General features: G+C 46.5%; 22 protein-coding genes. 21 read left to right on the top strand and 1 reads right to left on the bottom strand.

Annotation, left to right across the window (positions count from 1 at the left end; all coding sequences use genetic code 11):
- Nucleotides 1-196: 196 nt before the first annotated feature.
- The 3 genes from spoVG to MHB56_RS14685 all read left to right on the top strand — a co-directional run bounded on the left by spoVG (nt 197) and on the right by MHB56_RS14685 (nt 3,198).
- Complete coding sequence (gene spoVG / locus MHB56_RS14675) at nt 197-484, top strand: septation regulator SpoVG (protein ID WP_020425826.1); 288 nt, start codon at nt 197-199, stop codon at nt 482-484.
- A gap of 272 nt (nt 485-756) precedes the next feature.
- Entirely contained in the window at nt 757-2,157 is a 1,401-nt protein-coding gene (gene glmU, locus MHB56_RS14680) for a bifunctional UDP-N-acetylglucosamine diphosphorylase/glucosamine-1-phosphate N-acetyltransferase GlmU (protein WP_076138495.1), read from the top strand.
- A gap of 87 nt (nt 2,158-2,244) precedes the next feature.
- A complete protein-coding gene (locus MHB56_RS14685; protein WP_036678796.1) occupies nt 2,245-3,198 on the top strand; it encodes a ribose-phosphate diphosphokinase in 954 nt (317 codons plus the stop codon).
- Between the two features lie 88 nt (nt 3,199-3,286).
- On the opposite strand, the gene MHB56_RS14690 is transcribed toward MHB56_RS14685, so the two are convergent.
- Nucleotides 3,287-3,487, bottom strand: a complete 201-nt coding sequence (locus tag MHB56_RS14690; protein WP_036678792.1) for a hypothetical protein — start codon at nt 3,485-3,487, stop codon at nt 3,287-3,289.
- A gap of 125 nt (nt 3,488-3,612) precedes the next feature.
- Here MHB56_RS14690 and pth point away from each other — a divergent pair, with 125 nt between their 5' ends.
- The 18 genes from pth to hpt all read left to right on the top strand — a co-directional run bounded on the left by pth (nt 3,613) and on the right by hpt (nt 23,231).
- Nucleotides 3,613-4,173 (top strand): aminoacyl-tRNA hydrolase, encoded by a 561-nt coding sequence (gene pth / locus MHB56_RS14695; RefSeq protein WP_036678864.1) that lies wholly within the window; start codon nt 3,613-3,615, stop codon nt 4,171-4,173.
- A gap of 84 nt (nt 4,174-4,257) precedes the next feature.
- Nucleotides 4,258-4,488 carry an anti-sigma-F factor Fin family protein gene (locus tag MHB56_RS14700; protein ID WP_036678789.1) on the top strand — a complete coding sequence of 77 codons (231 nt, stop codon included), beginning with the start codon at nt 4,258-4,260 and terminating at the stop codon, nt 4,486-4,488.
- 131 nt (nt 4,489-4,619) lie between these two features.
- Nucleotides 4,620-8,144, top strand: a complete 3,525-nt coding sequence (gene mfd / locus MHB56_RS14705) for a transcription-repair coupling factor (RefSeq protein WP_076186834.1) — start codon at nt 4,620-4,622, stop codon at nt 8,142-8,144.
- On the top strand, nt 8,131-9,183 hold the full coding sequence (locus MHB56_RS14710) for a peptidylprolyl isomerase (protein ID WP_076282728.1): 1,053 nt from the start codon (nt 8,131-8,133) through the stop codon (nt 9,181-9,183). The genes mfd and MHB56_RS14710 overlap by 14 nt, the downstream gene beginning before the upstream one ends.
- A gap of 255 nt (nt 9,184-9,438) precedes the next feature.
- On the top strand, nt 9,439-9,981 hold the full coding sequence (gene spoVT / locus MHB56_RS14715) for a stage V sporulation protein T (RefSeq protein WP_036678783.1): 543 nt from the start codon (nt 9,439-9,441) through the stop codon (nt 9,979-9,981).
- Between the two features lie 148 nt (nt 9,982-10,129).
- Entirely contained in the window at nt 10,130-11,812 is a 1,683-nt protein-coding gene (locus MHB56_RS14720; protein ID WP_076282729.1) for a putative polysaccharide biosynthesis protein, read from the top strand.
- A gap of 27 nt (nt 11,813-11,839) precedes the next feature.
- Nucleotides 11,840-13,339 carry a nucleoside triphosphate pyrophosphohydrolase gene (gene mazG, locus MHB56_RS14725; protein WP_076282730.1) on the top strand — a complete coding sequence of 500 codons (1,500 nt, stop codon included), beginning with the start codon at nt 11,840-11,842 and terminating at the stop codon, nt 13,337-13,339.
- A 289-nt stretch (nt 13,340-13,628) separates the two neighbouring features.
- Nucleotides 13,629-13,901 (top strand): HU family DNA-binding protein, encoded by a 273-nt coding sequence (locus MHB56_RS14730; RefSeq protein WP_036678778.1) that lies wholly within the window; start codon nt 13,629-13,631, stop codon nt 13,899-13,901.
- Nucleotides 13,901-14,179, top strand: coding sequence for an RNA-binding S4 domain-containing protein (locus MHB56_RS14735; protein ID WP_076130073.1), 279 nt, complete (start codon nt 13,901-13,903; stop codon nt 14,177-14,179). Before MHB56_RS14730 ends, MHB56_RS14735 begins: the two co-directional genes overlap by 1 nt.
- 159 nt (nt 14,180-14,338) lie before the next feature.
- Complete coding sequence (gene yabP / locus MHB56_RS14740) at nt 14,339-14,623, top strand: sporulation protein YabP (protein WP_036678773.1); 285 nt, start codon at nt 14,339-14,341, stop codon at nt 14,621-14,623.
- Nucleotides 14,620-15,183 carry a spore cortex biosynthesis protein YabQ gene (gene yabQ, locus MHB56_RS14745; RefSeq protein WP_076186815.1) on the top strand — a complete coding sequence of 188 codons (564 nt, stop codon included), beginning with the start codon at nt 14,620-14,622 and terminating at the stop codon, nt 15,181-15,183. Before yabP ends, yabQ begins: the two co-directional genes overlap by 4 nt.
- A gap of 24 nt (nt 15,184-15,207) precedes the next feature.
- Nucleotides 15,208-15,543, top strand: coding sequence for an FtsB family cell division protein (locus MHB56_RS14750; protein ID WP_076130075.1), 336 nt, complete (start codon nt 15,208-15,210; stop codon nt 15,541-15,543).
- Between the two features lie 124 nt (nt 15,544-15,667).
- Nucleotides 15,668-16,168, top strand: coding sequence for a S1 domain-containing RNA-binding protein (locus MHB56_RS14755; RefSeq protein ID WP_036678766.1), 501 nt, complete (start codon nt 15,668-15,670; stop codon nt 16,166-16,168).
- 343 nt (nt 16,169-16,511) lie between these two features.
- A complete protein-coding gene (spoIIE, locus tag MHB56_RS14760; RefSeq protein WP_076130076.1) occupies nt 16,512-19,019 on the top strand; it encodes a stage II sporulation protein E in 2,508 nt (835 codons plus the stop codon).
- 472 nt (nt 19,020-19,491) lie between these two features.
- Nucleotides 19,492-20,238, top strand: coding sequence for a VWA domain-containing protein (locus tag MHB56_RS14765; RefSeq protein ID WP_038568031.1), 747 nt, complete (start codon nt 19,492-19,494; stop codon nt 20,236-20,238).
- Nucleotides 20,228-21,166, top strand: coding sequence for a serine/threonine protein kinase (locus MHB56_RS14770; RefSeq protein ID WP_036678862.1), 939 nt, complete (start codon nt 20,228-20,230; stop codon nt 21,164-21,166). Before MHB56_RS14765 ends, MHB56_RS14770 begins: the two co-directional genes overlap by 11 nt.
- A 36-nt stretch (nt 21,167-21,202) precedes the next feature.
- Nucleotides 21,203-22,645: a tRNA lysidine(34) synthetase TilS gene (gene tilS / locus MHB56_RS14775; RefSeq protein ID WP_341143706.1), complete on the top strand. Its 1,443-nt coding sequence runs from the start codon at nt 21,203-21,205 to the stop codon at nt 22,643-22,645.
- Between the two features lie 46 nt (nt 22,646-22,691).
- Nucleotides 22,692-23,231, top strand: a complete 540-nt coding sequence (gene hpt, locus MHB56_RS14780; protein ID WP_036678757.1) for a hypoxanthine phosphoribosyltransferase — start codon at nt 22,692-22,694, stop codon at nt 23,229-23,231.
- Nucleotides 23,232-23,293 lie beyond the last annotated feature (62 nt).

Below are 23,293 nucleotides of genomic sequence, written 5' to 3' on the forward strand. Positions count from 1 at the left end.
TACATTTTCAAAAAGCGTGGAAATTGTCGAAAACGTAAGGAATATTAAGAAAACTACTCGATGTATGTCGAAAACAACATATCCCAAAAAATATATTTCTTTTTTAGGTATTTTATGGAATCAAAAAGAAGGAATTCGCTTTGCTGTGTGGAATTATACACCAAGTCTCTGATGGAAAAAGGTGGTGAACACACACATGCAAATTACGGATGTCAGACTCCGCCGCGTTAACTCTGAGGGGAGAATGAAAGCAATCGCATCCATTACCATCGATAACGAGTTTGTTGTTCATGACATTCGCGTCATCGATGGCAATAATGGGATGTTTGTTGCAATGCCCAGCAAGCGTACACCGGACGGCGAATTCCGCGATATCGCGCACCCGATCTCTTCGGGAACACGCGAGAAGATTCAATCCGCGGTTCTGGCCGAGTACGATCGCGCCGCTACGGAAGAAGAAGAAGTTATTGAAGAGGGAGCTTAGGCTTCCTCGGAAGACGGCTACCTTTTGGGTGGCGTAGGATCCGCCGTTTTTGATAAGATCACACCGACATACACTTCATGAATTAGCAGCCTGATCTTGCAAGAAAAGCTATTGCTGGTGAAGGATTTGACGACATCTTCGAAAGGCAGCGATAAATGCTTTTCTAACTTGGGGTTTATAGAAAAGAGAACCATGACTTCATGGTTCTCTTTTCTTTTTGCCCGGAATGAGATATATTCAGTAGTGAGTTCAAGAGTAGGAGGTTGGCATTCTTGAAAAGAATGGCTGTAGTACTTGCCGCAGGTCAAGGCAAGCGAATGAAATCTAAATTATATAAGGTGCTGCACCCCGTTTGCGGTAAGCCGATGGTAGGGCACGTGCTTGATACAGTAAAAGCGACCGGATGCCAGCGCACCGTTGTTGTTGTTGGGCATGGCGCAGAGAAAGTTAAGGCCTATGTAGGTGAAGGAGCGGAATACGTTCTGCAGGAAACTCAGCTCGGCACTGGCCATGCTGTCAAACAAGCAAAGGATTTACTTGCTGGCGAAGAAGGAACAACTATAGTTATTTGTGGAGACACACCACTCGTAACCACGGAGACCCTGGAAGGACTCATGGCGCTTCATGAACAGCGTAATGCGGCTGCAACCGTATTGACAGCTGTTATGGAAAAGCCTACAGGCTACGGAAGAATTATTCGTGGTGAAGATGGCGGCGTTCTGAAGATTGTAGAGCAGAAGGATTGCACTACTGAAGAAGATGCCGTTCAAGAAATCAATACAGGCACTTATTGTTTTGATAATGCTAAATTATTTGCTGCACTAGAGAAGGTAACGAACAGTAATAACCAGCAGGAGTATTATTTGACTGATGTGATTGGGATTCTTCGTTCACAAGGGGATACCGTACTAGGATATCAGACCCATGACGCAGCTGAGTCTATCGGCGTTAATGATCGTTTAGCTTTGTCCGAAGCGGAAGCCTTTATGCGTCAACGTATTAATCGTAAACACATGCTGGGCGGTGTGACCATCATTGATCCAGCCTCCACTTATATCGGAGCAGATGTAGTTATCGGATCAGATACTACGCTTTATCCAGGAACCATCCTGAAAGGGAAGACTGTAATCGGGGACAATTGTGTGATCGGACCGGCTAGTGAAATCGAAGACTGTCAGATTATGGATGATGCAACGATTAAGCAGTCCGTATTGAATCAAGCTCAAGTCGGCGCACGGACAACCGTTGGGCCTTTTGCCTATTTGCGTCCAGGCTCTGTGCTTGGAGAAGAAGTTAAGGTTGGAGATTTCGTCGAGATCAAGAATGCTACGATTGGTGACGGTTCAAAAGTGTCACATCTTAGTTATGTCGGCGACGCATCTGTAGGTAAGAATGTAAACGTCGGGTGCGGTGCGATTACCGTTAACTACGACGGGTATAATAAATTCAAGACAACAATCGCAGACGATGCCTTTATTGGCAGTAATGTTAACCTTATTGCTCCAGTTACTGTGGGCAAAGGGGCTTTTGTTGTAGCAGGTTCGACAATTACACGTTCCGTTTCCGAGAACGATCTGGCTGTAGCTAGAGTAAGACAAGAGAACAAACCGGGATATGCAGAGAAGATCCGTTCCCGTGCAAAAGCGAAGAAAGACCACTCGAGTCCATCGTAAAGCGTTGCTAAGAAGCGCCGGACGGACTTATATTTCCGCGCCGGCGCCTTTGGAAAGCTAAATTCCGTCACGGAGGGTTTATATTTTATGACTTATTGTGATTCCAAGTTAAAGATTTTCACCTGTAACTCCAATCCTAAGCTAGCTAGTCAAATTGCTGATTACATCGGGATTCCGATGGGTGAATCACACACCACAAGTTTCAGCGATGGAGAAATTCAGGTCAAGCTGTCAGAAAGCGTTCGGGGATGCCATGTTTATATTGTTCAATCCACTTGTGGCCCTGTAAATGATAACCTGATGGAGCTTTTGGTTATGGTAGATGCGCTTAAACGTGCCTCCGCAAAAAGCATCAACGTGGTTATCCCTTACTACGGATATGCCCGTCAAGATCGTAAAGCCCGTTCCCGTGACCCCATTACCGCTAAGCTGGTAGCGAATCTAATTGAAAAGGCTGGCGCTCACCGTGTAATCACGATGGATCTTCATGCCATGCAGATTCAAGGATTCTTCGATATTCCAGTGGATCACTTGCTTGGTGTACCGATTCTGGCTCAGTATTTCCGTTCCAAGCAAATCGAGAATCCAGTTGTCGTATCGCCGGACCATGGCGGTGTAGTACGTGCAAGAAAGCTTGCTGATTTCCTGAACGCTCCACTGGCTATTATAGACAAGCGTCGTCCAGAACCTAACGTCAGCGAAGTTATGAACATCATCGGTAATATCGAAGGCAAAACAGCCATCCTGATCGATGATATCATCGATACCGCTGGAACGATCGTACTTGGTGCTAATGCTTTGATGGAAGGCGGCGTGAAGGAAGTATACGCATGCTGTACACACCCAGTATTGTCTGGTCCTGCACACGAGCGTCTGGAGAATTCTCCAATCAAAGAAATTATCGTGACGGATACCATTCCAATTCGCAGCGCGAATCCAACCTCTAAGCTCAAGGTGTTGTCCGTGGCTCCACTTATGGGTGAGGCAATTATCCGCGTTCATGAAGAGTTGTCGATTAGTAAATTGTTCGAGATTGAATAAATATAACGAATGAATAGTACAAAAGGGTTACACCTCCGTTCTCGGAGATGTAACCCTTATCGGCGTGCTACAGGTAGAACTACTGGATTTAATATCCGGGACGGGAGACAAAGGTGAATAAACTGCGGTTATATAGTGTCCCTTGTAGCTCCACGAAAGCTTCGTCTACCGCTGTTAATACACCGATATCAATATGCACGTCGCCCTTGTATATTTCCACGGGTACTGCATATTGGATGTGGTACTGAAAATGGCGTTGATGTGTCAATAATTCGCCTTTGTGCGGCATGGGTTATCACCTGTCTTCGGAGTATAATTTCGCTCTGGTTGCACAGAGATATGTAGATTAGATCTATTGTACCAAAAACGGACTCCTCTTGCCGGAGAGCCCGAACGGAAAGGAAAGGTTCGATAATGAAATGGATTGTCGGATTGGGAAATCCCGGAACACAGTACGCGAAAACAAGGCATAATGTTGGCTTTATGGCTTTGGATGAGCTTGCTGCCCAGAACGGAATTGCCTTCAACCAGAGCAAATGTAAATCCGTCATCGGTGAAGGGGTCATTGGTGGCGTCAAAACCGTATTGATTAAGCCCATGACCTTTATGAACTTGTCCGGTGAGGCCGTTCGCGCTTATATGGATTATTACAAAGTTCAACTTGAAGATATGATCGTCGTTTATGATGATTTGGATACAGAAATCGGAAAAATCCGCTTGCGTTATCAAGGAAGCGCTGGTGGACATAATGGAATTAAATCCATCATACAGCATGTAGGAACACAGAATTTCAATCGGGTACGAATGGGTATTTCTCGTCCTGAGCCAGGTTTTGCTATTGTCGATTATGTTCTTTCTACTTTTCCTAAGAAGGAAAGCGATCCGCTTAAGCAAATGATCCTTAATACTTGTGATGCACTGGAATACAGCTTACAGCATTCATTCGAGCAGACGATGGCTAAGTTCAATGGTTAATCTGTAAACCCTGTTGTTTTTAAGGCTAAAGATGAAGCTGCCCGGACATACTGAAGGTATATAGTACCTTCAGGAGGCATATAGATGGCAATAAACTATGTTTGTAGGCACTGTAAGACATCTCTAGGCAGTATTAATAGAAGTGATGTTACAGAAATGCAGTTGGGCCTTCATTCCTTGACCCCTGCGGAGCGCAGAGATATAATAGCGTATAATTCAGAAGGTGAAATCACGGTAAAGGTTACTTGCGACTATTGCAAGGAGGCTTTAGAGAACAATCCGGAGCTTAGCCTGCTGACAAGTCCGCTTCAGTAAGGTGGAAGCGCCTGTCTCTATCGTCATCCGCAAGCCTTGGCGTTACAGCTGAGGCTTCTTTTCGATTCCAATCATAATAGGTGACGGTGGCTATGCCACCGTTAGCCTGTTTAGTAAGAGAGGTGCGCCTGTTGTTACAAGGTCTTATAGAAGCTTTTTCCAAGGATCCCGATTTCCAGTCTATCACCCATGGTGTTGCTGCAGGTATGAAAGAGCAGCTCATTTCGGGGCTTACAGGTTCTGCTAGACAGATTATGCTTGCAGCATTACATGAAGAGACAACTCGTCCCTTACTTGTAGTGACTCATAATATGTTTTCGGCCCAGAAGATGGCCGATGATTTGCAGGAAGCGCTTTCCCCTGACCGGGTTCTGCTCTATCCCGCCAATGAACTAGTGGCTGCAGAAGCGGCTGTATCAAGCCCAGAGACACTGGCTCAGCGTATAGATGTGCTGACCAAATGCGCTCAGGGCTTCCGTGGTATTGTTGTAGTTCCTTACTCAGGAGTGCGTAGATTGCTGCCAGCCCCAGAGGTTATGGCAGAGGCACAAGTCACCGTTTCCCAAGATGGAACGCTTGCTCTGGATGAATTTTTGATGTCCATGATTGAAATGGGCTATGAAAGAGTAGAGCGGGTTGAGAATCGTGGTGAACTGAGCGTACGGGGTGGAATAATTGATTTTTATCCAATGACATCTCCTTTTGCTTATCGGGTTGAGTTATTTGACGATGAGGTTGATTCCATAAGAACTTTTGATCCAGTGGATCAGCGTTCTATTGATAAGGTACGTAGTGTGAAGATTACACCGGCTAAAGAGATTATAGCTAGTAGATTGCGCCAGGAATCTGCTTCTGCTGAAGCCTCAGCTATGATGGAGCGACAGTTGGAGAAGATGGCGGATCGCCAGGCGAAGCTCAGGCTGCGGGAAGAAATTGGCCGTGAGCTGGAAATGCTGCGGGAAGGTACTTATTTCCCGGAGATCTATAAATATATCAGTCTTTTATATCCTGAACGCTCTCATTTATTTGATTACATGGCCCAGGATACCATTCTTATTCTAGATGAGCCGACAAGACTGCTCGAAACGGCGAGACAGCTTGAACGGGATGAATCGGAATGGAATCTGCATTTGCTGCAAAACGGCAAATCATTGCCGGATCTAGATCTCTCTGTCGATACGGATGTTGTTATGTATCAGCGCCCGTTCCAAAGCCTGTTTATGTCAATCTTTTTACGTCAGGTTCCGCATATTCAGCCTCAGAACATTCTTGGGTTTATCAGTCGTGGAATGCAGGATTTCCATGGCCAGATGAATGTGCTGAAATCGGAAATGGAGCGTTGGCAGAAGTCCGGTGTTAAGGTAATGATGCTTGCGAGCAGTGAGGAACGGATTGAACGAGTGCGCAGAGTTCTTTATGATTACGGCATTAACGAGCCGATGATTGTACAAGGAAATCTGGGTTCTGGTTTTGAGCTGCCCTCTATTCATCTAGCTGTTATAACTGAGGGAGAAATGTTCTCTCAGAAGCAGCGGAAGGCACGGAAGATCTCCAAAGGAATAGATAATGCAGAACGGATCAAGAGTTACACAGAGCTGAAAATCGGTGATTATGTCGTCCATCAGAACCATGGTATCGGAAAATATATGGGAATCGGCACGCTTGAGGTCAGCGGTATTCACCGTGATTACATGCATATTCTGTATGCTGGCGGCGATAAGCTCTCAGTTCCGATTGAGCAGATTGACCTGATTCAGAAATATGTCGGTTCCGAAGATAAAGAGCCGAAAGTATATAAGCTAGGCGGCAATGAATGGACACGAGTGACCAATAAGGTTCGTTCCTCCGTTCAGAATATTGCTGATGATTTGATAAAGCTATATGCTGAGCGCCAAAGTGCCGCAGGATATGGTTTTGAAAAGGATACACAGGAACAGCATGAATTTGAAGAAATGTTCCCTTACGAGGAGACCCGAGATCAGCTTCGGGCTATCGAAGAGATTAAGAAGGATATGGAACAAAACCGGCCAATGGACCGATTGCTTTGCGGTGATGTTGGGTATGGTAAGACTGAAGTGGCTATTCGGGCGGCTTTTAAATCAGCGATTGAAGGTAAACAGGTGGCGGTGCTAGTCCCGACAACGATTTTGGCTCAGCAGCATTATGAGACCTTCCGGGAACGTTTCGCTAATTACCCGCTTAATATTCAGGTCTTAAGTCGTTTCCGCAGCCGTAAAGAGCAGAACGAGACGATTAAAGGCGTTAGGGCAGGAACTGTCGATGTAGTTATCGGTACACATCGTCTGTTATCTCAGGACCTTGTATTCAAGGATCTGGGGTTATTAATTGTGGATGAAGAACAGCGTTTCGGCGTGACTCATAAAGAAAAGCTGAAAAAACTGAAAACGAATGTAGACGTTCTTACGCTGACTGCAACTCCAATTCCTCGTACGCTACATATGTCGATGCTCGGAGTGCGGGATTTGTCTGTCATTGAGACCCCGCCAGAGAACAGATTCCCTGTGCAAACGTATGTAGTGGAGCATAGCCAGACCCTTACGCGGGAAGCTGTAGAGCGGGAATTAGCCCGCGGTGGTCAAGTCTATTATCTCTATAATCGTGTGCAGGGCATTCAAGAAATGGCCGCTCAAATCTCTATGCTTGTTCCTGAGGCTAGAGTTGGCATCGGACATGGTCAAATGTCGGAATCTGAGCTGGAGAAGACCATTCTCGATTTCCTTGACGGAGAATACGATGTGCTCGTCAGCACAAGTATTATTGAGACGGGCGTAGATATTCCGAACGTTAATACACTTATTGTGCATGATGCGGATAAAATGGGCTTGTCTCAGCTCTATCAGCTGCGTGGACGTGTAGGCCGGTCCAATCGGATCGCTTACGCTTATTTCACGTATCAACGGGACAAGGTGCTGACAGAGGTTGCAGAGAAACGTCTGCAGTCTATTAAGGAATTTACGGAGCTGGGCTCTGGTTTCAAAATAGCGATGCGAGATCTGTCTATTCGCGGTGCAGGTAACTTGCTGGGTGCAGAGCAGCATGGCTTTATCGCATCCGTGGGGTTTGATCTGTACTCACAAATGCTGGCGGAGGAAATTCGTAAGCGTAAGGTTACTGTGCTTGGGGAGGAAGATACATCCCTGAAAGAGGGCAATACAGTCATTGATTTGTCGATTGACGCGTATCTGCCGTCAGAGTATATTTACGACAGTATCCAAAAAATTGAAATTTATAAAAAAGTGGCGGCAGTAACCTCCTTCGATGATGCTTCCGAGCTTGAAGATGAGCTCTTGGATCGGTTCGGTGAGTTACCTGAAGCCGTGGTGAATCTACTATCGGTCGCTCGTTTGAAAGTGTATGGAAAAATGTATGGCATTGATTCCATGATTAGACGCGGAGATGATGTTACCTTGAATTTCTATGAGGGAAGTCTCGGCGCTTTAGACACAGCGAAACTCGCCAAAGTTGGAAATAGCTTCGAAAGACGTGTACAATTTGATAGGGATGCGAAAGCCAGTATCCGGGTCAAATCGAAAGATTTAAGTGATAAACAGCTGCTTGACTTGCTTGAACAGTTTCTTAAGGAAGCTAAACAGTCTTTTAAATCGAAGGGAGAACTACACAATGTCGTTAAATAAAACAAAATCATGGAAAGTGCTGCTCGTTTCATTGGCAGCGGCAGTTTCCTTTTCTATGCTAGCAGCATGTGGAAATAGTGCGGATGATAATCAAGCTGTAGCCACTTATAAAGGTGGAACGATTACACAAAAGGAATTTGCAATGGATCAAAAAATCATGAAATTCCTCTCTCCACAACAAGCGCAATATTTAGAGATCGATGCGTTTAAGGAGTCCATTCTGAAGCAAGAAGTGGGCTTTGAATATTTGGCTTCCCAAGCAACGGATGAAGCGAAAAAGCAAGCGGAGAAAGAAGCCGATACTCAAATCGCAAGCATTAAGGAACAGTTGGGCGATACCTATAAGAAGACATTGAAAGATGCTGATGTTACAGAGAAAGATATTCGTACTTATATGGAGCGTGTGCTGACAGTTTATCAGGATATGCTGCTTAAAGTGACTGATGATGAAGTTGTCAAAGAATTCGAAGCGACTAAAGGCGACTTTACGGTTGCCACACTGCGTCATGTGCTAATTGGTCTGACAGATGCAGACAACAAAGAGCGTACCAGCGAAGAAGCGCTTAAAATAGCGAAAGAAGTTAAGGCGAAGCTGGATGGCGGTGCTGATTTCGCAGCCATCGCTAAGGAATATTCTGACGATACTGGCTCTAAAGAGGCAGGCGGAGAATATAAAGATAAAGCTGTAGGCACTTATGTGGAGGAGTTTAAGAAGGCTGCTCAGACCTTGCCTCTAAATACCATCAGTGATCCTGTAGAAACTTCTTACGGTTACCACATCATCAAGGTGGAGTCCCGTACAGACAAGACTTTTGACCAGTTAACGGATGAGCAAAAAGAAGGCATTAAGAGCTCAATTGTATCCAAGAACCTAGAAACGTTCATGGAAAAGGATCTGGAAGCCATTATTGAGAACATCAATCTGCCAAAAAGCTCTGCTGCCGCAGATGAAACCGGAACAAATAGTGGAACAGAAGCCACTACAGCTCCAAGCGCATCCCCAAGTGCTTCTCCAAGTGCTACAGATGCCGCTGAATAAACATCGGTAAATATGGACAAGCTTACCTTAGAAAAGCCATCTTCACTTAAAGTGAAGATGGCTTTTTATTTCGCAGAAACGGTTGTAGAACTACCTTTATCTTGATGCAGATATTAATACATGTCAGCTTATGTATAAGGATCTGGGAAGAGATGAATACTATGGTCAGATATTACGATAAATCACTGGGATTATCCTTTCCCATAATGGACAGTAGTAAGACCATACTTCTTAAGAAAGCGGGGCACATGTGAAATGAAAGCTACTGGAATTGTTCGCCGTATTGATGACCTCGGACGCGTGGTTATTCCCAAAGAAATTAGACGTACTCTTCGTATTAGAGAAGGAGACCCACTGGAAATATTCGTCGATCGGGACGGTGAAGTCATTCTCAAGAAATATTCTCCGATTGGTGAGTTGGGTGACTTTGCAAAAGAGTACGCGGAGTCATTGTTCGAAGGTACTGGACACATTACGATGATTGCTGATCGTGACACCTTCATTGCCCTTGCAGGCGGCTCCAAAAAAGATTATTTGGAGAAACAGGTAGGAGTGCTGCTGGAGAAAGTCATGGACAGCCGTAAGACTGTGTTAGAAACCAATGAAGGCAGTTATGAAATTGCTAAAGATCATCCGGATTTGGTGTCCTCATATGTAGCCTCACCGATCATTTCCGGTGGAGATCCTATTGGTTGTGTAGTGATGGTGAGCAAGGATGATTCGGCGAAGATGGCGCAAATGGAAATAAAAATGGCCGAAACGGCTGCCGCTTTCCTGGGCAAACAAATGGAGCAGTAATCTTAATTTAGACCCCGCTTTCCTTTTGGTAAGATATACAAAGGGCAAACGGGGTTTTGTCGTTTACACAAAACCGTTTCTACTTGTGGGCATACATACGTTATAATATAGAAATTCATCCCATCAAAGTTGTAGAAGCAGGTATTATATGAAATCTAATACACAAACATCACGATTGCTGCAAGGCGCATTTATCCTTAGTGCCGCGGCCATTATCTCAAAGCTTATTGGCACACTTCAAAAAATTCCGCTGCAAAATCTAGGCGGAGATGCTGTATTTGGTATATACAACACAGTGTATCCCTTGTATACAATGCTGTTAACGGTAGCTATGCTAGGTCTGCCTGCGGCGATCTCCAAATTTGTCGCCGAAGCTTCGGCTGGGAGACGCGATGAAGAAGGCCGCCGGATTCTACTATTATCCGCGCTAATTACAGGCATCAGCGGCTTGATTATCGGCGCCATCACCTATGCAGGTGCACCCATCATTGCCGAATGGGTAGGTAACTCACATGTAATGCCTGCCTTGCGGACAAGCGCCTGGGGTCTGGCTGTTGTCCCTGTCATGTCGGCCATACGCGGGTACTTTCAGGGGCTGCATAATATGGTTCCTACAGCCGTGTCACAGATTGTAGAGCAGTCTGTACGGGTTACAGTGATGATTATTCTTCTGTTATATCTCACTTCGCAGGGAGCAGGAGCCGAGAGCATCGCTGCTGGCGCGCTGCTTGGTTCTGCCGGAGGGGGAGCCGCAGGGCTTGTAATTATGCTGCTGTACTTGAGACGTCACCGCCGGAGGGTAAAACAGGAAACTGCTGCTGAAGTAGCTGCTGCTGTCGAAAGTCAGCGTGTAAGAGCGCTGGATGCAGGACATGGGCTAGGTTCCAAACAAGGGTTTATGGGCATTAAAGCAGGTACACTGCTGGCTTATGGAATTCCCGTAATGCTAGGTGCACTGGCTATGCCTCTTATCGGTCTTGTAGATGTATTCACTGTGCCTCGACTGCTGTCGTCTGACGGAAGTGAAGTAGCTGCGATGGCCCAGTTTGGTGTGTACAATCGGGGTTTGCCACTTGTGCAGATTATAACGATGATTGCCACCTCACTGTCTGTTGTGTTCATTCCAGCTTTGGCGGAAGCGAAGTACAAGGGAGATATGAAGCTGATTGAGACCCGCTGCAGCTTGTCGCTGCGTTGGTTCTGGCTGTTAGGTCTAGCGGCCTCAGCCGGCCTTGCAGTGCTTGCTGAGCCGATTAATATGGCTCTTTACGGCGATACCGCTGGCAGCAGCACAATGACTTGGCTGGCTTTTACCGCTGTTGGCGGTACAGTCAGCATCATCTCTGCTGCGCTCCTCCAGGGCCTCGGCTACGTGCGCGCCCCGGCCCTGCACCTTTTGGCCGCCGCGCTGCTCAAGGCGGCCCTGAACCTGCTGCTGGTTCCGCAGCAGGGCATTACCGGCGCGGCCATCGCTGGCGTGGCCGCGCATTCGTTCGCAGCAGCGCTTAACGTGCTGCTGCTGTACCGCCAGGGCCATCTGCGGCTTCGCCTCGCAGATGCCCTGGCACGGCCCGCGCTGCTCACAGCGGGCCTGGCTCTTGCCGCCGCAGCTGCCAGCTGGGGCACTGGCGCCGCGGCTACGGCCGCTGGCATCGGCGGCGGACGCACCGCCAGCTTGGCGCAGAGCCTGCTCGGGGTACTCGCAGGCTGCGTTGTCTTTGCCGTAGGCGCGGTGGTGCTGCGGCTGCTCAGCGAAAGCGAGCTTCGCCAGCTTCCGGGCATCGGCCCGTCTCTGGCGGACAAGTTCAAAAAGCTGCGTTTATTTCCATAATTAACCCGCTTAAAAGGAGGAACAGATATGAGTGCAACATTAACAGTTGTTGGTCTCGGGTCAGGTAATCCCGATCGGCTGACACTAGGAATTATAAAAAAACTGAAGGCAGCATCCGTTGTCTACGTTCGTACCCAAGAGCATCCAGTTATGGCTGCTCTCAACGAGCTTGAAATCGCCACGCAATCCTTTGATGGACTGTATGAAACATTAGCTTCGTTTCCTGAGGTCTATGCTGCAATTACTTCAAAATTGATTGAAGAGGCTCGCTCCGCCGCAGAGGGTACAGATATTGTCTATGCGGTTCCGGGGCATCCCATGGTTGCAGAGTCAGCTGTTTCACAGCTGCGTCAGCGTTGCCCGGAAGAAGGAATAGAACTGCAAATATTAGGCGGGGAGAGTTTTCTGGACGAGGCGTTTGTGCGACTGGGGTTCGACCCTATTGAAGGCTTCCAGTTATTAGATGCTTCAGGCATTCGCAGCGCTCAGCTTCAACCTGAATTGCATACTCTGATTGGCCAGGTTTATGACAGCTTTACAGCTTCGGAGACAAAGTTATGTCTGATGGAGCTGTATCCGCCCGAATATGAAGTGGTGGTGGGTCATGCCCTTGGCGTGGAGAACGAAGAAAACATTGTGACTGTTCCTCTATACGAATTGGATCGGCTTGAGGGTTATGGTAATTTGTCTCTGGTCTATGTACCTGCGAATCGTGAGGAGAAGCTAAGAAATCGTACTTTCGCTCGCTTGCATGAGATTGTCGATATTTTGCGTAGTCCGGACGGTTGTCCGTGGGATCGGGAGCAGACTCATGAATCTTTGCGTAAAAATCTAATCGAAGAAACCTACGAAGTGCTGGAGACGATTGATGAGGATGACCCAGACCATATGAAAGAGGAGCTGGGCGACCTTTTGCTGCAGATCATGCTGCACTCCCAAATGGAAGAGGAGCTGGGCACGTTTAACGTATTTGACGTCATAGAAGGACTGAATGATAAGCTTATCTTCCGCCATCCCCATGTATTTGGTGACAAGAATGCGAATGACGCTGAAGAAGCTCTGATCAATTGGGAGGGCATGAAGGCAGAGGAGAAGCGGCGTAAAGGCGTGAAGCCAGAGGAATTATCCGCCCTCAGTGGGGTTCCGCGTGATTTGCCCGCTCTTATGAAGGCGTACAAGCTTCAGAAAAAAGCATCCAAGGTGGGCTTTGATTGGGACAACGCTACGGATTGCTTAGCTAAGGTTCGTGAAGAAATAGAAGAGCTGCAAGAAGCCATCGATACTGATGCAGCCGCCGAGGATCAAATTCTGGAGCTGGGCGACCTGTTATTTGCTGTTACCAATGTTGCCCGATTTATTGGCGCAGATCCGGAAGAAGCTTTAACCCGGACCAACCGCAAATTTGTGCGTCGGTTTCAGTATATCGAGCAAAGTCTGCGAGCCAAGGGTATGAGTGTAGAAGATAGCAGCTTGGAAGAGATGGAAGAGTTGTGGCAGGAGGCAAAGACTGAGGAACGAAAAGTATAGTAATTTTCTCAGACTATGTACGGTATACGGACCTTAAGATGAGGCAATGCTGTGAAAGTAGCATTCATCTCTGATTTAGATTATGGCGAGTAGTTTAATAGTGCTATAGAATAGATTCTGCGACGATTTCTGAGAAATAACTGTTTCTTTTTTTAAAAAACGACGATTCGTGGCAGGATTTTAAGATGACATCAAGAATATCATAAAGACGAAATGACGACTTGCCCCATAATATGGCGGTGAATCTCGTTTCATTTATTTTTTCGTATCCTAGGAGGAACTTTAAATTATGAACAAGACAGATTTGGTAAACAACATTTCCGAGAAAAACGGATTGGCAAAAAAAGATGTAGAAGCAGTATTGAACGGATTCTTGGGTGAGATCACAGAAGCTTTGGCAAAAGGCGATAAAGTTCAACTGATCGGTTTCGGTACATTCGAAACTCGTAAACGTGCAGGACGTACTGGTCGCAACCCGCAAACGGGCACAACGATTGAAATTCCAGAATCAACTGTACCGGCATTTAAAGCTGGTAACAAGCTTAAAGAAGCCGTTAACTAATGCGTCTTGACAAATTCCTGAAAGTGTCCCGATTAATCAAGCGCCGTACAGTGGCCAAGGATGTGTCCGAACAAGGCCGGGTGCTGATTAACGGGCGGGAATCTAAGCCAAGTAGTGCAGTTAAGATCGGTGACGAGATTACTGTGCAATTTGGACAAAAGCTTGTAACGGTCAAAGTCGAAAAGCTAGTCGAAACGACACGCAAGGACGAAGCCGCTGGTATGTATACTCTACTTCGGGAAGAGCCTGTTGCCAAAAGCACCGGCTTGGACTGGTAGGAGTAACATAGTTAATAGTAAAAAAGAAGGCACAACTTTACATATTGTAGAGTTGTGCCTTCTTTTTTCTTTTTTTATCTCTCTTATTTTAGTGGATTGGAATGTTCTATAACTTCTTCTACTGCCATAGATTAGAGGTAAGAAGGAGGGGTACATGCTATGATCGAGCCAGGAAAGGTAAATAAACAGCATGATCTGCACATGCGCAGTCGTAAACAGCTAGAGTTGACGGGCGTGCAAAATGTGGAGAGCTTTGATAGCGAGGAATTTTTGCTTCGTACAGAACTCGGCCATCTCACCATTCGCGGGAATCATTTACATATCAAAAATTTAAGTCTGGAGAATGGACTGTTGTCCTTGGAGGGCAATGTACATTCCCTGATTTATCTAGATCCCGGATCGCAGGGCAAAAATAAAGGTCTACTCGGTAAGCTATTTAAATGAATCCTGCAGTTCAGTGGCTGACGCTGTTCTACATGATATTGGCCGGGGTGACAATGGGACTGGCCTATGACAGCTACCGGGTGCTGTCGCTCAAGTTCAATTTTCCCAAATGGCTGAATGCCATGCTTGACCTGCTGTATTGGCTTTGTGCTGCTTTGTTTGTTTTTAGAATGCTCTATGCCGGAAATCAGGGGCAATTGCGATTTTATGTCTTTTTAGGTTTATTTCTAGGAATATGGATCTATTTTTTGATCTTCAGTGTTACGGTGCGGCGTTTTGTGTTAATGTTAATTCAATCGGTTCAGTATATGTGCAGATTGCTATGGAGACTTGTGGAGATTCTAATAGGTAAACCTCTTCGCTGGCTTTGGCGCCTTATTATAGGGTTGCTAGTGCTGCTAGGTCGTATTCTATTATTCATCCTTAAGCTTCTGCTGCGTCTAACGAAGCCAATTTGGGTATTACCAGTAAGGTGGATTTCTCCATGGTTATCTCGGCTTAAGCATAGCGCCTGGATCGTGAAGATTACTGGATGGATTACCAAATGGCGGAAACGCTGACCTTTGAATTAGGGGGTACGCTGCATGAACAGATTCACTGCGGAAGAGAAAAGTAATCCCAGCAAAAATTCGGCCGCAGGCGCGAAGAGAAGAAGAGTCATGTGGATTCTCTTTGTGGCAGTATTTTTTGGCTGGGCGGGTTATACTTACTTCAATCAAAGTGCGGCAATTACGGACAAGGGCGAGCAACTCGCCAAGAAACAAAAGACTAGTGAGAGTGTCACAGCATCTTTGAATCAACTGAAATATGAAGTGTCCAGACTTAATGATGATGAGTATATTGGCCAATTAGCGCGTAAATGGTACAATATCTATCCTCAAGGGGAAACTCCTATTCGAACAGAGCAATCAGAGCAATAATACTGGCTAAAAGAGGCTTTTACTCTGTTGCCTTGCTTTGCTCTTTACTGTATAATCAAATCACCGCAGACAGGATGACCTTAATATTCGTCTGTATATTTTTAAGGGAGGATCATTTTATTCTATGGCAATTGAAGTGGGCACCAAGTTAGAAGGCAAAGTGACAGGCATCACGCATTTCGGAGCATTTGTGGATCTGTCAGGAGGTGTCACAGGTCTCGTTCACATCTCGGAAATCGCCGATAATTACGTCAAGGATGTTAACGATCATCTGAAGATTAGTGATGTAGTAACCGTCAAGGTGATCAACGTCGATAAGGACGGCAAGATCGGACTTTCCATTAAGCAGGCTGTTGACAAGCCAGCATCGGAAGTACGTCCGCCTAGAGCTCCAAGACCAGAACGTCCTAGCGGCGGAGACCGTTTCGGCGGCGGTGGCGGCAGTGGTGGAGGCGGCGGTGGATTCAATCGTGAACGGGGTGGGCGTCCATTTAAGCCTGCAGCCGGTAAACCTTCATTCGAGGATAAAATGTCGCGATTCCTGAAAGACAGCGAAGAACGGATATCTTCGATTAAGAAGAACACAGAAGGAAAGCGCGGAGGCCGTGGAGCCAAACGCGTATAATCCAATACCTGTACATCATAAATAACCGCAAGGGCATTTCGCCCTTGCGGTTTTTTTGTCGTGTCATATAAACTTGCCGACAGCATCCATGTCATTCTCACATAACTCTAGGGCAATCGCTGGCGAATGACCGCCAGGCTTGCGCCTAAAACTGCACTGGAAACAAGCTTAAGGAGAAGCAACCTACTGCGCCGCAAGGGATCGATCTATTTTTTTAGGAATAATGAACAAAGGCTTTTTTGTCGGAAATTTCTTATGACTGTCCCTCCATTTCTGACAAACTTTCTCAAATGACCCGCTATATAATGAGAACCATAAATTCTTAAACGGGTGGTGTAGGGAAATGAGTAAAAGCAATGTGGTGAATTTGCCAGAGTGGACAAGAGTGGGAAGCGAAGATAAGAAGCAGAGACAAGCCTTAGGCACGCGTATTATAGCTTGGGGTCAGAAGCAGCGATATATTCAGCTTATTACAGCGAAGAAGTGGATGCTTCTGTTAAGCTTTATGGGGTTTCTGCTAGGTAGAGCTATGATTCTGGACGAGCTGTCCCCTTTTGCTGTCGCATATTTTGCCGTCATTGTGTTTATGCGTCGAGACTCTATGTTACCTGTAGCAGGTGCTATTATAGCTGGAAGTCTCTTCACTCCGTTTCCGGGTGCCTTGGTTACTACGGCTGAACTAATTATATTTTTTCTTGTTTATAGAGGGCTTGAAAGTTTCGAACGAATAGATTTGTCTTATGCACCCCTTATGGTATTCGTATCCTCGTTTATGGTTGGCCTGTTCAAGATTGTTCTCGGACCGTCTCTTTCCTGGTACCCCTTTATGATGACAACTCTGGATGCTTTACTTGGGTTTGTTCTTACCCTTGTGTTCATTCAGGCACTTCCTCTACTAACTTACAAACAAAAGAGCAGATCGCTGAGGAACGAGGAGGTTTTATGCCTTATTATTCTGTTAGCCTCCGTAATGACAGGCCTTGTGGGCTGGACCCTTAATGGTTGGTCATTAGAGCATATATTGTCTCGTTATTTAATTCTGCTCTTTGCCATGGCGGGGGGCGCTCCCCTCGGTGCAGCTGTTGGGGTGGTGACGGGGTTGATCCTCAGTCTGGCCGATATCAGTGCTATCTATCAGATGAGTCTGCTTGCTTTTTCCGGAATGCTAGCGGGAATGATGCAGGGTGGGCGAAAGGGTGCGGTATCTATTGGCATGTTGCTAGGATCAACGATCCTTTCCGTCTATTTTACGGGTCCGGGTGATATGATGGCCTCAACATGGGAGACCTGCGCAGCAATAGTGCTGTTTCTAATAACGCCTAAGGCGATGATATCGGCGATTGCAAAATATGTACCGGGCACGTCAGATCATAGCCGATCTCAACATGAATATGCCCGCAGGGTCAGGGATCTGACTGCAGAACGGGTCACTCAATTCTCACAGGTATTCCAACAGCTCTCCAGTAGCTTTGGTCAGATTCCACGTGCTGGAGAAGTGGGCAAATCGGATCGTGAAATGGAAGATTTTATGAATACGGTCACAGAAGGCGCCTGCGCTGGATGCATTCGCCGTACCCACTGCTGGGATGCAAAATTCTATCAGACATATAGATACATGACAGATATGATGACAACTGTTGAGGAATGCCCTGATATTACGGCTGCTCAGCTGCCACCGGAATGGAGTCGTATTTGTGGCAAAACCGGAGAAGTGCTTGAGGTCATGAAGGGACAATATGATCTCTACCAACATGATATGCGGTGGAAAAGACAAATATACGATAGTCGCCAATTTGTTGCCGAGCAGCTGTCAGGCGTGTCACAGGTTATGGAAGACTTGGCCAAGGAAATTAAGCGTGAAGGACAGGCCATGTATCGGCAGGAAGCACAAATCCGCGAGGCTCTTGAGAAATTGGGACTGTCTATTCATGGCATTGAAATTTTAAGTCTGGACCCAGGACGCGTAGAAATAGAAGTAGTGCACGCTTATAATCGCGGTTTTGATGAATGCCGTAAAATGATTGCCCCACTCCTCTCCGACATTCTGGATGAGAATATTGCTGTCATGAGTGAGACGGCGGTTCATCCCCGGGAAGGACTCTCGATGGTTACCTTTGGTTCAGCCAAAGCCTTTGAGGTAAACACGGGTGTGGCAGTTGTTTCAAAAGGTGGAGATATGCTGTCTGGCGATAGCTTCAGCACCGTAGAGCTTGGAAATGGCACTTTTGCAGTATCCATTAGTGATGGTATGGGGAATGGTGAACGGGCAAGGATGGAGAGCAGTGCCGCACTCGGCATGTTAGAAAAGCTGCTGCAATCCGGTATGGATGAAAAGCTGGCTGTAAAGTCGGTCAACTCAATTCTTTTATTACGCTCCCCTGATGAATTCTATGCTACTGTGGACATGGCTTTAATCGATCAATATTCTGCGCAGACAACGTTTATGAAGATTGCTTCAGCACCAAGCTTCATCCGGAGGGGGAGTGAGGTCATTCCAATAACCTCTAGCAATCTGCCGATAGGAATCATTAAAGATATTGATGTGGATTTAATCAGTATGCAGCTTCGCCCTGGCGATATTTTAATTATGATGACCGATGGTATTTATGATGCGCCTGGATATGCCGTTAATAAGGAGATATGGATGAAACGGATGATCCAAGAGCTTGAGGGTGATGATCCTCAGGATTTAGCGGACAGCCTGTTGGAGAAAGTGATCCGTTATCAGGGCAATGAGATCCTTGATGACATGACTATTGTCGTCAGCCGTCTTGATCATTTCCATCCGGAATGGTCCAGCCTGCATATGCCGGGCATCGGCCGTATGGAGCGTCCGCGTACGGTAAGTTAGTTATTTTAGGTTTAGATTTAGATTTAGTAGGTTTTAATGTTGGGCACGCGCGAAGCGTCGTGTTGCTTGTGAGTTTGTAGCACGCGTAAGGCGTCGTGCTGATGGAGGTATTCGAGGCGAGTACGTGATGTGTAACTCGCCGGCCTCTACTATTCTCGTTTCAATGTCGGCTGACTTGGGGCGGAATCTGTAGATCTAAACTGTTTACTAGTGAAGGTATGGAACGGAGAGAAAGTTTGGAGCTGTAGAAGCGGAGCGTTCGCCTTTGTCCTCGGATTCCAACCGCGTGAGGCGGTTCTAATCAAGGAATCTGAGGACAACAGCGATCGAAAGCCCAAACATTTCTCGCAGTTCCACTATTCACTACCCCCCTATTTGATCGAAATTCCCCCACTTAATATCGACCGTTTGAAATCTCTCATTTCTGGATATGCTAGAAACAGAGGTTCAAACAAAGGGGGAGTTGAGGGTTATGAAGCAAATTATGCTCATTACTGACGGTTGTTCGAATGTAGGAGAAAGTCCGGTGTTGGCAGCGGCGCATGCCCTGCAGGAGGGAATCACCGTAAATGTGGTCGGTGTAGTTGATTATGGTACGATCGGTGAAATCGGCAGCCGCGAGATTGCTGACATTGCCAAGGCCGGGGGAGGCCTTAGCCGAATAGTCGGAACACCACAACTGGCGCAGACGATTCAGATGATGACACGCAAGACCGTGGTTCAGACGATCCAGCAGGCGGTTAATAAAGAGGTAAAAAAGATACTAGGCGACGGCTCACTGGATCAGCTGCCTCCTGTTCAACGTTCACAGGTTGTTACAGTTGTAGATGAACTGACAGAAACAACGCCGCTGCGCATTGCACTTCTTATCGATGCCAGTGCCAGTATGAAGCCTAAACTGGGTGCTGTGGAAGATGCAATCCGCGATTTGGCACTCAGTTTAGAAGCACGGGAAGGCAAGAGTGAGATCGCTGTGTTTCATTTTCCCGGAAATAACAGCAGTGAAGATGCCAAGCTTGATCTGGATTGGACGCATGACATGTCAGGTATTCGTACGCTATTCTCTAAATTACACATGAGAGGCGCAACACCGACTGGCCCAGCTATTTTCAAGGTGCTTGAACATTATCGTTATGATACACTGGATGAACATCGTGGACGCCGACTAAGCGATGACCACGACGAAAGAGAAGGGATGATTGGTGGGTATGTCGTCTAATCCGTCCTATCCTACTGGTACCTTAATTAACGGCAAATGGCGGGGTAACCGTTATGTCGTTGAGCGGATGCTGGGAAGGGGCGCGAACGGAACCGTATATCTTGTGCAAAGAGAAGGCAGACGGGAAAGGTACGCGCTAAAAATCGGATACGATACACTTGAACTTCAATCGGAGATCAATGTACTGACCTCGCTGCAATCGCGACGAAAGCGGAATGAACATCGGGCTCGTCGTGAGAATCCATTGTCTTCTTATTTTTTGGAAGCGGATGATTTTGCGAATGGGGATAATATCCCCTTCTATGTGATGAGGTATGTTGAAGGCAAACCGCTGCATCATTTTTTATCGAAAAACGGTCCCGATTGGTTAGGCCTGGTAGGTCTTGGTCTGCTTGAAAAGCTGCGCACACTTCATGAATGTGGATTTGTGTTCGGTGATTTGAAGCCCGAGAACGTCATGGTATCTAAATACGGTGAAGTGGAACTGATCGACTTTGGGGGCACAAGCCCTATTGGTCGTAGCGTGAAGCAGTTTACCGAATGGCATGATCGTGGTTTCTGGAATGCGGGCAGTCGAATCAGCGATGAGGGTTACGATCTTTTCGCATTTGCTGTGCTGTGTCTTCGTTTGCTCAATGAAGAAGGGCTCAAAAAGGCAGCCTTACAGCTGCCGCAGACGAGAAGTGTGGACGAATTATTTAAGCTGGCTAGAAATTTACCCAATAAGAAACTATCCTCCTGGATTTGTATGGCGTTAAAAGGGGGGTTCTCAGGCTCTGCGGATGCTACTGAGGTCTGGCGAAACCATATTTATAACTCGCGCAGAAAGCGCCCGGATAGTATGGACACCCCCCGGTGGTTAAAAAATGCATTCGCATTGTCTTTGTTTTTGCTCGCCTTTACGATTTATTGGGTATTCCGTTTTTGAACTCATACATATAGTTGGAGAGAGAGGGGGGCGCATATGGAGCAAATGAATGGACTGGTGGAGTCTGTATTGGAGTCAGCAGCCGAGCATGAGCTGTGGGCGCCCCATGACACCATTGTAGTCGCAGTTTCCGGCGGCCCGGATTCTGTGGCTCTTTTGCATGTTTTACATGAAATATCTTTAAAATTTATACCGCTTACCTTAATATGTGCTCATGTGAATCATGGATTTAGGCCGGAGTCAAAGGAAGAGGCAGAGCTCGTACGTGGTATGGCTGAAGAACTGGGACTGCCCTTTGAGTTTGCGGAATTCGATATTCCCTCCTTGGCTAAAGAGAGTGGACTTGGTCCTGAGGGTACTGCACGTGAGAAGCGGTACGAATTTCTGATTGATACGGCGCACCGATATGGGGCGCGTTCTGTTGCTCTGGCTCATCATGCTGATGATCAGGCAGAAACTGTAATTATGCGTCTATTACGCGGAAGTGGCTTATCTGGACTGTCGGGTATCAAGTGGAAAAGAACAGAAAAAAAGGTGGAACTCATTCGCCCATTCCTACGTATTAACAAAACAGCACTTTTAGGGTTATGCCAAAATGAAGGTTTCACTTATGCTGAGGATGCCACCAATCTGCTGACGAAATACAAGCGGAATGCCATTCGTTTGGAAGTTCTTCCTTTTCTGGAAAAGTATAATGGCAGAGTGAGGCAATCCCTCGTACAGCTTGCGGAAATTGCGGGAGCTGAAGATGAGTATATGGAAGCTTCTGCGGCAAAATGCTTTGAAGAGCTAGTTTCGGAAGGGGATGGGAAATACACCTTTAACAGAGCTTCATTTGCTGCCATACCCTCCGCTTTACAACGGCGTTTGATTAAACTAATATTAAATTATCTGTCGGCGGATTTATCTGCCCTTGATTTCCCCAAGATTGAAGCTGTACGTCGGGGAACGCTGCAGAGCTATCCCACCACCTGGAGCTTGGATTTGGGTGGAGGCCTGACTTGTGTGCGGCAATATGATAGTATCTTGTTCTCGTCCAAGCCCACGACGCCACAGGCAAGCTATACATATCGTCTGTTTTTACCGGACTCTGAGCTTAAACTGGAGGAAATAGGTAAGGTGATGTCGATGGCGGTACTGGAGAGAGAAAACTTTTTTGTACAGGGGGAGGATTATGGGAAGATGTCGGCTTGGTTTGACCGTGATGAACTGGTCTTTCCACTGACGATACGATCCCGATTGCCTGGAGATACCATAAGGATCATGGGATTAAACGGAAGCAAAAAGGTAAAAGATATTTATATTGATGATAAAATACCTGCTTCCGAACGGTCATTGATTCCCCTCGTTTGTGATGGTTTGGGCAATATCGTCTGGATTCCGGGCGTAAGACGCTCGATGCATGCCGCAGTAGGGCGGCACACGACCTCCGTACTTCTATTGTCTCTGGCAGAGCTGGATGACCGCGAAGAAACGTAATGGTCGAAGTAAGTCTTTCATAGTATAACTTAGGAGGTTTCGCAAGTTGCAAAACGATATTCAAGAAGTATTGATCACCGAAGAGGAACTTCAGCAGAAAATTAAGGAGCTCGGTCGAACACTGAGCGAAGAATACGCAGGTCGTACCCCTTTAGTAATTTGTGTACTAAAAGGTGCGTTTATATTTATGGCAGATTTGGTTAAAGCCATTACAGTACCTGTTGAGATGGATTTCATGGCAGTGTCCAGCTATGGAGCATCCACCAAGTCCTCTGGAGTAGTCAAAATTATTAAGGATTTGGATGTATCGGTAGAAGGCCGCGATATCTTGATCGTTGAAGATATTATTGACAGTGGTCTTACACTCAGCTATTTAATTGAGTTGCTCCGCAACCGGAATGCTGCTACTATCTCTGTGGTTACCTTGTTTGATAAACCATCAGGCCGCACTGTTAATCTTGAAGCCAGCTACACAGGCTTCGTGTTACCTGACGAATTTGTAGTAGGCTACGGATTGGATTATGCCGAGCGGTATCGGAACCTCCCATATGTTGGAGTACTGAAACCTGAGATTTATTCCAATTGAACTAAGGACTGCCTCGATCATACGGATCGGATACCCACAACTTCCTTTATTTGAGGTGTCCC

The organism is Paenibacillus sp. FSL H8-0315 (assembly GCF_038005365.1).
Lineage (GTDB): Bacteria > Bacillota > Bacilli > Paenibacillales > Paenibacillaceae > Paenibacillus_AQ > Paenibacillus_AQ odorifer.

Excerpts from the sequence above, each read along its gene's own strand:
- spoVG (WP_020425826.1), top strand. The coding sequence starts at position 197 with ATGCAAATTACGGATGTCAGACTCCGCCGCGTTAACTCTGAGGGGAGA.
- MHB56_RS14685 (WP_036678796.1), top strand. The coding sequence starts at position 2,245 with ATGACTTATTGTGATTCCAAGTTAAAGATTTTCACCTGTAACTCCAAT.
- MHB56_RS14690 (WP_036678792.1), bottom strand. The coding sequence starts at position 3,487 with ATGCCGCACAAAGGCGAATTATTGACACATCAACGCCATTTTCAGTAC.
- pth (WP_036678864.1), top strand. The coding sequence starts at position 3,613 with ATGAAATGGATTGTCGGATTGGGAAATCCCGGAACACAGTACGCGAAA.
- MHB56_RS14700 (WP_036678789.1), top strand. The coding sequence starts at position 4,258 with ATGGCAATAAACTATGTTTGTAGGCACTGTAAGACATCTCTAGGCAGT.
- MHB56_RS14710 (WP_076282728.1), top strand. The coding sequence starts at position 8,131 with ATGTCGTTAAATAAAACAAAATCATGGAAAGTGCTGCTCGTTTCATTG.
- spoVT (WP_036678783.1), top strand. The coding sequence starts at position 9,439 with ATGAAAGCTACTGGAATTGTTCGCCGTATTGATGACCTCGGACGCGTG.
- MHB56_RS14720 (WP_076282729.1), top strand. The coding sequence starts at position 10,130 with ATGAAATCTAATACACAAACATCACGATTGCTGCAAGGCGCATTTATC.
- mazG (WP_076282730.1), top strand. The coding sequence starts at position 11,840 with ATGAGTGCAACATTAACAGTTGTTGGTCTCGGGTCAGGTAATCCCGAT.
- MHB56_RS14730 (WP_036678778.1), top strand. The coding sequence starts at position 13,629 with ATGAACAAGACAGATTTGGTAAACAACATTTCCGAGAAAAACGGATTG.
- MHB56_RS14735 (WP_076130073.1), top strand. The coding sequence starts at position 13,901 with ATGCGTCTTGACAAATTCCTGAAAGTGTCCCGATTAATCAAGCGCCGT.
- yabP (WP_036678773.1), top strand. The coding sequence starts at position 14,339 with ATGATCGAGCCAGGAAAGGTAAATAAACAGCATGATCTGCACATGCGC.
- yabQ (WP_076186815.1), top strand. The coding sequence starts at position 14,620 with ATGAATCCTGCAGTTCAGTGGCTGACGCTGTTCTACATGATATTGGCC.
- MHB56_RS14750 (WP_076130075.1), top strand. The coding sequence starts at position 15,208 with ATGAACAGATTCACTGCGGAAGAGAAAAGTAATCCCAGCAAAAATTCG.
- MHB56_RS14755 (WP_036678766.1), top strand. The coding sequence starts at position 15,668 with ATGGCAATTGAAGTGGGCACCAAGTTAGAAGGCAAAGTGACAGGCATC.
- spoIIE (WP_076130076.1), top strand. The coding sequence starts at position 16,512 with ATGAGTAAAAGCAATGTGGTGAATTTGCCAGAGTGGACAAGAGTGGGA.
- MHB56_RS14765 (WP_038568031.1), top strand. The coding sequence starts at position 19,492 with ATGAAGCAAATTATGCTCATTACTGACGGTTGTTCGAATGTAGGAGAA.
- MHB56_RS14770 (WP_036678862.1), top strand. The coding sequence starts at position 20,228 with ATGTCGTCTAATCCGTCCTATCCTACTGGTACCTTAATTAACGGCAAA.
- tilS (WP_341143706.1), top strand. The coding sequence starts at position 21,203 with ATGGAGCAAATGAATGGACTGGTGGAGTCTGTATTGGAGTCAGCAGCC.